General features: G+C 67.8%; 10 protein-coding genes. 4 read left to right on the top strand and 6 right to left on the bottom strand.

Annotation, left to right across the window (positions count from 1 at the left end):
- Positions 1–551 precede the first annotated feature (551 nt).
- From ACWC0C_RS44430 to ACWC0C_RS44415, 4 genes are all read left to right on the top strand, one after another.
- Entirely contained in the window at positions 552–3068 is a 2517-nt protein-coding gene (locus tag ACWC0C_RS44430; RefSeq protein ID WP_450870584.1) for a Helicase associated domain protein, read from the top strand.
- A 33-nt stretch (positions 3069–3101) separates the two neighbouring features.
- Complete coding sequence (locus ACWC0C_RS44425; protein WP_450870582.1) at positions 3102–3335, top strand: hypothetical protein; 234 nt, start codon at positions 3102–3104, stop codon at positions 3333–3335.
- Positions 3332–3433: a helicase associated domain-containing protein gene (locus ACWC0C_RS44420; RefSeq protein ID WP_450870581.1), complete on the top strand. Its 102-nt coding sequence runs from the start codon at positions 3332–3334 to the stop codon at positions 3431–3433. The genes ACWC0C_RS44425 and ACWC0C_RS44420 overlap by 4 nt, the downstream gene beginning before the upstream one ends.
- A 149-nt stretch (positions 3434–3582) precedes the next feature.
- Complete coding sequence (locus ACWC0C_RS44415) at positions 3583–4407, top strand: SDR family oxidoreductase (RefSeq protein WP_450870580.1); 825 nt, start codon at positions 3583–3585, stop codon at positions 4405–4407.
- Positions 4408–4546: 139 nt separating this feature from the next.
- Here the strand turns inward: ACWC0C_RS44415 and ACWC0C_RS44410 are convergent, their stop codons facing one another.
- The 6 genes from ACWC0C_RS44410 to ACWC0C_RS44385 all read right to left on the bottom strand — a co-directional run bounded on the left by ACWC0C_RS44410 (position 4547) and on the right by ACWC0C_RS44385 (position 10821).
- Positions 4547–5077, bottom strand: a complete 531-nt coding sequence (locus ACWC0C_RS44410; protein ID WP_450870578.1) for a hypothetical protein — start codon at positions 5075–5077, stop codon at positions 4547–4549.
- 102 nt (positions 5078–5179) lie between these two features.
- Positions 5180–5944 (bottom strand): Crp/Fnr family transcriptional regulator, encoded by a 765-nt coding sequence (locus ACWC0C_RS44405; protein ID WP_450870576.1) that lies wholly within the window; start codon positions 5942–5944, stop codon positions 5180–5182.
- Between the two features lie 1898 nt (positions 5945–7842).
- Positions 7843–8100 (bottom strand): hypothetical protein, encoded by a 258-nt coding sequence (locus tag ACWC0C_RS44400; RefSeq protein ID WP_450870575.1) that lies wholly within the window; start codon positions 8098–8100, stop codon positions 7843–7845.
- Positions 8101–8144: 44 nt separating this feature from the next.
- The gene (locus ACWC0C_RS44395; protein ID WP_450870573.1) at positions 8145–9032 is read right to left on the bottom strand and encodes a hypothetical protein; all 888 of its coding nucleotides are present in this window, start codon (positions 9030–9032) and stop codon (positions 8145–8147) included.
- Between the two features lie 61 nt (positions 9033–9093).
- On the bottom strand, positions 9094–9693 hold the full coding sequence (locus ACWC0C_RS44390) for a hypothetical protein (protein ID WP_450870571.1): 600 nt from the start codon (positions 9691–9693) through the stop codon (positions 9094–9096).
- A gap of 87 nt (positions 9694–9780) precedes the next feature.
- The gene (locus ACWC0C_RS44385; RefSeq protein WP_450870569.1) at positions 9781–10821 is read right to left on the bottom strand and encodes a NucA/NucB deoxyribonuclease domain-containing protein; all 1041 of its coding nucleotides are present in this window, start codon (positions 10819–10821) and stop codon (positions 9781–9783) included.
- Between the last annotated feature and the right edge of the window lie 80 nt (positions 10822–10901).

The raw sequence follows: 10901 nt of genomic DNA, 5'->3' as shown, positions 1-10901 counted from the left end.
AGGCGGCACGCGCTGCGCGCGCCCCGCCAACCGCAGTGCAGGCGCCTCGCGTTGCGAGGCGCGGCCGGCCTCCAGCCGACCCGTGGCCTCCGCTGCGCTCCAGCCACCTGTGACGCTCTGCGTCACCAAGCGTGCCACGCTTCGCGCGGCCCGCAGGCTGGCAGCAAGGGCGCCTGTCCATGTGCTGAGGCACGGACCGAAGGTGACGGGTGGTCGGGAGATCGAGGAGTGAACCGGGCTGTGCGCTCGTGGATGTGACTGCGAGTCAGGCCTCTCAGGAGGGAGTAGTAACAGGACAACGCCATGTCCGAGAGATCTTGGAGTTTCGAGTGCTTCATTTTGAAGCATGAGATAGACTCTGGACTCAGATAACAGCGTCGGCTAAAGGGGTCTGGACCGACTCCGATCAGACGTTCCGGCGGCTGATCGGAGGCTTTGCCCCGGATCAACTCGCTTACACCGTAGCCGATCACAAGCCGTCCACGTGCAGGAATTCCCGAGTTCTACCGCGTCATGCCCCAGGCGCGGCCCGCAGGAGAAGGCAGAGAAGAATGGCACCGAAGGAACTCCGCCCCCACCAGCGAGAAGCCGTCGATGCAGTCCTGCGGGCGCTCGAATTGCCTGCACGCGCCACCGTGCCCGAGCGGGGACTCCGGACTCAGGTGATCATGGCGACCGGAACCGGCAAGACTCTCGTAGCCACTCGAAGCGCCGAGGAGCTCCGTGCGGGCCGTGTGCTGGTGCTCGTCCCCTCCCTGGACCTGCTCGCACAGACCGAGGCCGCATGGCGCGAGGGAGGCCGTGGCGGACCGATGATCGGTGTCTCGTCCCTACGCGGGGACGAGGCGGGCTTCCCCAACACCACGAACGTGGAAGAGCTGGTCGCCTGGGTGCGCCCGTTCGACAAGATCACGGTGTTCGCCACGTACGCCTCACTGGGACTGGGAACGCTGGAGCGCGCCCACGCCGCCGACCTTCCCGGCTGGGACCTCATCGTGGTCGACGAGGCGCACCGGACCTCGGGACGGATCGGCAAACCGTGGGCGGTGGTCCACGACAACACCCGCATCCCGGCCCTGCGCCGCCTCTACATGACCGCCACGCCCCGGCTGTGGCAACTGGACGACGACTCCGAGGCTGCGCCGAGCGCACCGGGCGAACTGGTCGCAAGCATGGAGAACGACCCCAACGGCCCGTTCGGCAGCCGCTGCTACACACTGACACTGTCCGAGGCCATCGACCGGGGAATCTGCGCGCCCTACCAGGTGGTGTGCCTCGACATCACCGACACCCAGCTCCAGGCCGCCCAGCTCCTGGGCGCTGAGGGCCGCTCGGACCAGGTCCGCGGGGCCCGGCTCGCCGCGCTCCAGACCGCGCTGCTGAAAGCGTCCTCGGAGGAAAACTTCCGGCGCACACTCGTCTTCCACCACCTGGTCAAGGAAGCCGAAGCCTTCGCAGCCGGCCTCCCCCACATCGCCACACAGCTGCACGCCACCGACCCCAAGCTGTACCCCAAGACGATCTGGGCCAACTGGCTGTGCGGCGAACACAAGCCCGACCACCGGCGCCGTGTACTGGGCGAATTCGCGGACGGGATCGCCACGGACGGCACGGTCGTGGAGAAAGCCTTCCTGGGCTCGGTAAAGGTCCTGGGCGAAGGCGTCGACACCAAGAACTGCGACTCCGTCTACTGGGCCGACGTACGCGGCTCCATGCCCGACCTCGTCCAAGCCGTCGGCCGCGCACTGCGCATGCACCCCGACGAGGGCAAGACCGCATCCCTCATCGTCCCCGTCCTGCTCGGACCCGGAGAGACCGCGGACAACATGCTCACCTCCCGGGCCTACGGCGGGTTGGCGAAGCTGCTGGAAGCGCTCAGAGCGCACGACGCCAGGGTTGTGGAGGCACTGGCGCAGCAGCAGGCCCCAAGCCGTGTCAGAGGCGTCCAAAGCCGAAGCGGGGCCGAAAGCGAGGGAGCCGACAGCGACCGAAGCGACCGACTGTCCCTGCCGGCCCAAGCACTGCTGAAATTCAGCACCCCCCGCGACCCCGCACAGTTGGCCGCGTTCATCAACCTCCGCGTCCTCAACCCCGAACACACCCACTGGCGACGCGGCATCGAAGCCGCCGCCATCTACACCCGCCAGCACGACGACCTCAAGGTCCCGTTCACCTACCGCGTACCCGGCCGCTACGACCAGGCGGTTGGTGCCGAGGAGTGGCCGGCCACTCTCGCCGGGTTCCCCCTCGGGCAATGGATCGCCGACGCCAGGCGCTTCTACGCCCGCGGGAACATGGACAAGGACCGCATCGAGCAGCTGGAGAAGCTGGGCATGGTGTGGTCGCACTACGACGTCGCATGGGAAGAGGGCCTGACCGCCGCGCGTGGATGGGCCGAGGAGAACGGGCACCTGCTCGCGCCGCTGGACGCCACCTACCAGGGCTACAAGGTAGGCATCTGGCTGAAGAACCAGCGGGCCGCCGCCCGCAAGGCCGCCGAGATCGAACAGCAGCGTGCCCAGGGCCTGCCGGTTCAGTCCGCGGCCGGCGCGCTGTCCGAGGAACGGCGCGAACAGCTGGAGGACATCGACCCCTCCTGGTGCCCGGCCTGGCCCGTGGAATGGCAGCGCGCCTTCCACCTCGTCCGGCAGCACCTGGAGGCCGGCGGCGAACTGCCCACGTCACCAGGCAAGGTCGTCCACCAGGGCGAGGACCTCGGACGGTGGGTACGGTCGGTCCGGCTCGGATGGGACAACCTCACCACCGTCCAACAGTGGATGTGCGAACACATCCTCGGCATCCAACCCGCCACCGAAGACGAGAAGCCCAAGCCACGCCGCAGCCAGGCCGACAAATGGGCCACCAACTACGCGGCCGCCCGGCAGTACTACGAACGCGAAGGACACCTCCGGGTACCGCGCAAGCACATCGAGACCATCGTCGACGAGGACCAGAAGGAGCAGCCGCTCCGGCTCGGTGCATGGATCAGCAACCAGCGGAGCAGAGCCGCGACGCTGTCCCCGGAACGCATCGAGCAGCTATCCGCCATCGGCATGCGCTGGACGTAGCGGCGTACGGACGGGCGTCCGCCACGATGACGGGTGCTGCCCGGTCGGCGACGGCCGCGCCGACTACTCCAGCACATCCTCGGGATCGAGCCCGCCGGCGAGGACGCGAAGCCCAAGCCGCGCCGAACGCAGGCCAACAAGTGGGCGATGAACTACCGGGCCACCCAGCAGTTCTACGAGAGCAAGGGACACCTGCGGGTGCCGAGGAAGCACGTGGAGCAGATCACTGGCGAGGACCAGGAGGAGCGGGAGAGGAGCGGGAGGTGAAGCCGGGGGCGTGGATCGGGAACCAGCGCAGCAGAGCCGCGACGCTGTCACCGGAGCGGGTGGAACAGCTGTCCAACATCGGCATGCGCTGGGCGTAGCGGCGTACGGACGGGCGTCGGCGCCGGACAGATGTCAGCCCGGCCCCGCCCCGCCGTGTCAGAAGCTGTGTCTGAGCCTCACATGACAAGATTGCTGAGGCCCGGGCGACCTGCCTGGGCGGAGCTGGGCTGCCCTATCGTTGGGCGCCATGAGGGTCTTGATCATCGGCGGCAGCGGGTTTCTGGGGACGGAGCTTGTGCGCCAGACGACTGCCGCAGGCTGGGAGACAGCCGCGACGTACTGTTCCCGCCCGGGCAGCATGCCCGGAGCCTCGTGGTACCAGCTTGACCTTCGTGCCCCCGGGCAGGTCGATGAGGTACTGGCGGCTGTTGCTCCCAGTGCCGTAATCAACGCGACGAGCGGAGGGAGCAACTGGGCGGTCACCGCCGACGGCTCGATCCGCGTGGCGGTAGCCGCGACGAAGCACGGTTGCCGCCTGGTCCACGTCTCCAGCGACGCCGTGTTCTCCGGTTCCCGAATCCACTACGACGAGGCCTGCCTGCCGGATCCTCTCACCCCCTACGGTGCGGCAAAGGCCGCCGCCGAGACCGCTGTGCGGCTGCTGGCGCCGACCGCTGCGGTCGCACGCACCTCGCTGATCATCGGACAGGGCGGATCCGTGCATGAGCGTCTAGTCCACGCCCTGGTTGCAGGCACCCGCGATGGTGTCCTGTTCACCGACGACATCCGCTGCCCGGTGCATGTCGAGGACCTCGCCTCCGCTTTGCGGGAACTCGCCATGTCCGACCAGGCCGGGATGTTCCACCTTGCCGGAACGGACGCCCTCAGCCGTCACGAACTCGGCGTTCTCATCGCCCGACGCGATGGACTCGACGCAACCCGGCTGCCTGCCGGGCGCCGAGCCGATACCCCCATGCCCGGGCCCCTGGACGTCCGCCTCGACAGCAGCGCTACCCAGGGACGCGTGCGCACACCGCTGCGTGGAGCAAGAGAGTTCCTCCAAGCCCAGTAAGAAGCTGCCCTTGGCCGGTCCGCGTGATCACCAACGCCCTGTCCGTCAAGGGCGCGGAAACCGTGTCGAACGCCACGAGGGGATGTGACGCAGGTGGGGCCTGGACGCCATGCGGTCCAGGCCCCGGTCTCCACATGGATCAGCGGCCGGTGCCAGACTGCACCTTCCTCAAGGCTCGGATCTTCTGCTGGGCGGCACTGACGGCGGCGTGGAGCTGGACCCGCGCATACTCCTGCTCCATGGCCCTTTCCATGGCCTGTTCCAGCTGGGCGGCGCGCGATCCGGTAGCGGGTTGAGGGACGGGTGTGGCCAGATAGGCGTCGAAGTGCTTGACGACATCGTTGAGTTCGGGGCGGATCACTTCGAGCTGGTCGGCGAAGTTCTTGATGAGGTTGCGGAACTTGCGCAGCGGGGCGAAGTCTTCGGACTTGCAGGGCTTCTGGGCGTACTCGCAGAGCTTGTCGACAATCTCCTCCAGCCGACCGGTGACGCTGTCAAGGTCCTTGGCGTTGTCCTCGACCGTTTGCTTGATCTTCATCCAGGAGAAGAGGCGGCGGGCATGGCGGTAGCCGAGAATGGCCACAGCCACCGTTGCGGCGCCGACGAGCGCGGCCACCAGGAGGGATCCGGCGCCGGTGCCGAAGGCCAGGGTGGTGGAGCTGAGGGTCATCGGGTCGTTCCTTCGTCGGAGCGCTGCGCGACCCTCCCCCTCAGGGCCTGCGACGCTGCAGAATCAAAGTTCGTGGTGCATCGAGCGGGTGACCAGAGGGGCTCAGTCCGTCTCGGGCGGTGCGGGTGAAACGATGCGTTCGAGCCGGGCTATGTCCGTGACGACGAGCTGGCGGTACCTGCTGTCGATCACCCGGTGGTGCCGTCGCAGTTCGGCGACCGCGTTCTCGATCGTCGACTGGCCCAGGAGCAGCGCCTTGGCGATGTCGGACTGGCGCGGTCCGTCGATGACGATCCTGCTCGGGTCGTCGGGGTCCTTGGTGCCGGCGGCGGTGGCCAGGTGCAGCAGCAGGGTGCTGACCCGGTCCAGCGGGGGCCGGTCGGCGGTGCAGTAGATCTTCTCGTCGCTGCGGTTGCGTGCCTCCAGGCTCCGTAGCAGCGCGAGTTGGGCGTCCGGGTGGCGTTTGAGGAGGACGTTCATGCGCTGGACGGGGCATGTCATGACCCAGGTGGTGCTGAGACAGACGGTGCGCACGTGGGCGTCCGGTTCTATGAGCTTGGCCTCGCCGAGGAACTCGCCCACGCCGCGGAAGCGGACCACGACCGGGGCGTCCTCGTGGATGCCGAAGGGGAAGCGTTCTTGGAGGACGCACCCGCCCAGGACGATGTAGACCATGCCGTCCTTCGCTCCGAGGGGCAGCTTCTCGCCCTGGGTGAAGGTCCGGGTGTCCAGGCGCCAGGCTCGTACCAGCCGGGACCAGGTCGTGGGCGGCAGGTAGCGCAGGAAGGTGCCCTTGGGCATCCGTCGTGTGCCGGCGAGGACACCGGAGGGGTTGAAGGCGTCGATCTTCGGCGTGGGAGAGGCCATCGGTCATCCCCCCGTCCGTGCCGCGGCGCTGGTGCACGGCAGCGCGAACGGCGCGCTTGCCCGCACGGCATGGCGGCGCGTCAGGCCAAGGTGGGTGTGCCGGAGTGCCTGGGGTATGCGGGCAGCACGCGAGGCGCCGCCGCACCCGGCGCGGTTCATCTGGTCTGAGCTCCCTTCAGGACAGGCAACAGCTACGAGTGGTGGGTCCAGCGCCCTCTCTCTGACCCTTCGTCGGCTGTGGTGTGGCCTCCGGGCAGTACCGATGACGCGTTGAAGGTCACGTTACTCCGTCGGACCTTCGGATCACAGCCGCATCGACCGCGTAAAGAGGAAGTCCCCACGGCTGGGGAATCCGGACGCGGTATTACACCGCACGGTTGCAGTGACGCAGATCACAACGCTTTAGAGGAAATAAATATTCGGCGAATTGCATTCTCGAGGCAGCCGCCGCTGATTTCGTCGCGTCAGCGCGCCGGTCCGGTAAGCGCGGACGTGAAAATGCGGGAGGCCCCGGGCACCACACCCGAGGCCTCCAAAAGGGCCTGGACCCACCAAAGGCTCAGACCGGGCTCCAGTTAACACCAAGAACTGCGACGCGGCAGCCCAGACACCGAGACGATGACCAAATCCCCCCTATGAGTGGGGATTTTCCTGCCCGCATCCCGGCCGGGACACACGGCCGCACAGCAGCCGCGCCATCGACACCCTCTGAGACGTTCACCCAAATATATCCCTTATATACCAGTTTGCCGGACCAAAGCTTACCGGCCGGGCATATTCACGGAACGAGGCTGATCACACCGCAGCGGATCCCGACCGAACCCCCATCGCGAGCGAACTCACCCAATAGACATACCGGTCTACGCGAGCATAATACGAACACGCGTTCCCAGAACGCTTGTATTGGACCTCAAGTCCAGACCACCGAGAAGCAATGCCCTCCTTTTCGGCGGCAGGCCATACCGGAATCACGGGCGGCGTATTCATGGAAATTCCGCCACGCTTCGCCAAGCCGGCCCGCGCGACGAACAAAATTCGCACACAAGCAACCCGCACGTAAGCACTGGCCACCGCATGTCGACTAAACGGCAAAATCACTGACCGACAGGCGCCCGACAGATACCCCTCTCACTGCACTGACCTACCGTCAACTCGCCTGCGACACAGGCACCTCACCGCAGAACTTCCGCACAACGGGGCGCACACGCCGCCGCATGCGCCCCATACGTGCCCCACCCGCCCCACCCCCTGCCCCCGCACTCCCTCCCACACACCCCCGCCACCCGACCACCGCCGCGCAGGAGCAGCCCCCACCACCGCCCTGGCACGGTGCCGCCCGACGTCAGTACCGTCCGCCACGATGACGGGTGCTGCCCGGTCGGCGACGGCCGCGCCGACTACTCCAGCACATCCTCGGGATCGAGCCCGCCGGCGAGGACGCGAAGCCCAAGCCGCGCCGAACGCAGGCCAACAAGTGGGCGATGAACTTGCGCTGGGCGTAGCGCGCGGACGAGCCGCAGGGCCGGACAGGGTAATCCTGTCCGCCCCCACTGTCGTCGGGTCAGCCGTCCTGGTGTGCGTCCTTCCAGCGCTCGGTCAGCCCGTCCTTCCAGACCTTCAGCGGGAACTTCGGGGGCGGCCAGGCCAGCGATAGAGGGTCCATGCGCAGTGGATGAGGTTACGGGCGGTGATGATCGCGGCGGGCAGGACGTGACCCATTGGCCCGCCTCGGGGTCCTGGACCGGAACACCCCGCGTCGGGGGGACTGCATCGCCATCGCGGAGGGCGACGAGCCGGCCAGAACAGCCCCGCACCGACGGGGAGGACGACGGCCCGCTGACGCCGCATGACGACGGCCCCGCCCGGACGAACCGGAGCGGGACCACTGCACAACGGCGTCAGCCCGGGTAGTCGTCGCCCAGCACCTCACGCCGCTCCCGATCCGCGCGCTGGTTCAACGCAGCGTGCATCCGGTACGCCGTGACGGACAGCAGCAGGAATACGACCACGAACAACACCCTCGCCACCGTCGGCGCCCCTGCAACGTTGATCGAGGAAGCGATGAAAAGTGCGAGCAGGTTGCCGGCCAGCCACGCGAACCACACGCGCCGCTTCTCCGTGTTCACGGCTTTCTGGACTTCGATGTAGCTGGGCATGGCTTCCCCCGGTGTGGTGGCTGTCGTTCCGCCGCATGATGCGCCTACGTGAAGGCGTCGTGAAGGCGTATTCGCCATTGCGTGACCCGAATCCACGCGAACCGGTAACGGCATCCCTCTCGCCGTGCTCGGGGTCGACAGTCGGGGCGCGAGCAACTGCTCGGGCATCGCCGCCTGCTGGTGCGCGACGACGCCGTACGCCCGACCCCGCACGGCGGTGACGGTGGTGCGCAGCTTCTCGCGGACCACCGCACCGGCGAGGACGGCCCACTCGTACTGCAACGGGACCCAGGGTATCCACCACTCCCCCGGCTCCAGGTCCGAAGGCCGGGGCGCGGCTGGTGTGCCCGGGCGGCCGGGGGCTGCCGGACCGGGGCGGCGGCTGGCGGGCGCCGGGCGGATTCGAGGCCGGCCAGCGACCAGCCGGCGGCGCAGAGGCGGAAGGCCGGCATCCGGCTGCGCAGCGTCCTCGGCTCGCTGATGTCCAGGCAGCACGTGGCGATGACGGCGTCCACGATTGCGTCGTCCAGGCCCGGCTCGCGGCGGCGGCCGCGCAGGACGAGAGCGAGGTGACGGCGGGCTTCGGCGAGCAGGTGTCGGCGGTGGAACCAGCCGCCGTCCATCACGAACACCATCGCGGCGACGTCGACGACCGCCAGCGCTATGTCGACCACGGCGGCAACCCGGGCCCGAATCGCCACCGCTGCGGCACGGGCGTACTCGTGAAAGGAGTTGATGACGTCGACGGCCACCCCGGAGGTGAGGATCGCGCTCGCCTTCCACCACGCACGCAGCTGCGCGAGCGGCCGGGCCTTCTGCTTCGGCAGGCGCGTCATCTTCGCGGCGATCCCGTTCAGCTTGGCGCGGGCCCGCTCGGAGACCACGGGCAGGGACTTCGGCTCACCGTCCTCGTCGACGGCGGTGACGTACACATGCTCCAGCTCTGCCCGGCACGCGGCTATCGCCGGGAAGCTCTGGGACGATCCGGCGACGCTAAGTGTCGAGGCTCTCGTCGCTGTAGCGAACCGGGTACTCGGTGGTGTAGTCCTCGGCGGGCGTGGCCATATCTGCGGCGTATTGGACACGCGCCTGCCGGTCCTCCTTGCTGAGTGGAGGATGCATGGGGTCTGTGGCCGGCGCGCGCCAGAGCTGGATCAGGTGGCGTTCTCCGTGATCGCCAATGCCGCGGGTGGGGTCGTCGGCGTGGCAGTACAGACGCATGCGCACCCAGTCACCGCCCTCGGCGAGCGGCGGCACCTCCACAGGTGGTTCCGCTTCGGGCCAGGCGTCCCAGAAGTCGCCCTGCCCAATGGTGGCGAGGCAGAGTTCAGGGATGTCGGCCAGCAGGCTCATCTCCTCCGCCGGCTCCCAGCCGTCATCGGCTTCGGGGCCGGGCGGGGCGTCGTGGACCTGAACGGTCATCTGCAGCGGGCCGGTGTCGGTGGTGGGCAGAACGACGGCGATGGCTTCGGTGGCTGGGCCGCAGCGCCAGCCGAACGGCATCTCACGTGGGAAGTCGTAGTCGTCGTCAAAGCCGATGAGGTATCCGTGTTCGCCGAGGTCGACGGTGAACGTCACTTCACGCAGCAGCATGCAGACCTCCTTCATCGGAGAGGGTGCCCCGCTTCCCGAACGCTGTGGGATGCGGGGCACCCTGCCTGGCGGCGAGTGTAGCCGCGCTTAGACGATCACGTAGAAGGGGTCGTGGTCCATGACGTGCAGCTGGCCGCGCCAGGCGGTGATACGTCCGCCCTGGGACTTATTCTCGTTGACCTTGACCCAGGTGATTTCCCGCTGGTTGGCAAGGAGGTGGGTGCCGCCTTCGTAGGTGGAGGCGAACGGGTACTCGTCGCACGAGGTGCGGCCGGCGCGCTGCATGTCCGGCGGCGCAGTACGCGGGCACACGGCCTTGCGGTTCGCGTCCTCCTGCGCCTTGTTGATCATCCAGTGGAGCGGCTTGCCGCCATAGGCGTCACCGTAGTGGCCGCCGTTGGCGCGGAGCTTGCGGATGCCCTCGTCGATGCGGGCCAGGCCCACCATGCTCACGCCGGTGGGGACTTCCGGGATGGCGCAGCCGGCCCGGCTGGCCCGCCTGCTGCCGTAGTAGTTGTCGCAGCGGTAGACGGCCGAGTCGTAGGTGACGGTGCCGGGGGTGTAGCCGGGCTTGGTGAACGTGTAGGTGTACTTGGTCGTCGCCTTGGGGTTGATCTTCTTCGGAGCGATGCTGGTCGTGTAGCCGACGCTGCCGTCGGCCGCACCGCTGCTGAGGATGTGACCCTGCGAGAAGTGGACGGCGGCCTTGGTACCGCCTCCGGAAACAGCCGCGATGCTGACGGCAACGCCCGCACCGGCGCGCGTGGTCCGCGCCTTGGAGACGTGGAACTTCTCCGACCAGTTCGCGGAGTTCGCCTTGAGGGTCATCTGGTGCTTGACGTCGAAGTCGACGGTGCCCTCAACTTCCGGGCGTCCGTTGATGACCTTGATGACGTCGACGTGGATGGTCACCCACTCGCACTCGCTGAACCGGTTGACCGTGATCTTGTTGATCGTGCAGGTGGCATTGGATGCCGGACCGGCAGCGAGTCCGGTCACCTCGGACCGGGCCGAACCGACAGTGACACGCAGCTGTCCGGCACCGGGCTGATCGGCCACAGCCGACGGAGCCGCGGCCGTTCCCAGCAGCCCCAGCGCCGCAGCCCCCGTTGTGAGCAGCGCCCTCAATTTCAAGTTGTACCCCCTGTGTTGAACGCGGCCGACAGGGGACCCAAGCAGTCAACTCCCGTGGTCCCCCGTCACGTTGG

The sequence above is a fragment of the Streptomyces sp. NPDC001709 genome (assembly GCF_053596375.1).
This window is presented reverse-complemented; position numbering and strand designations above follow the sequence as displayed.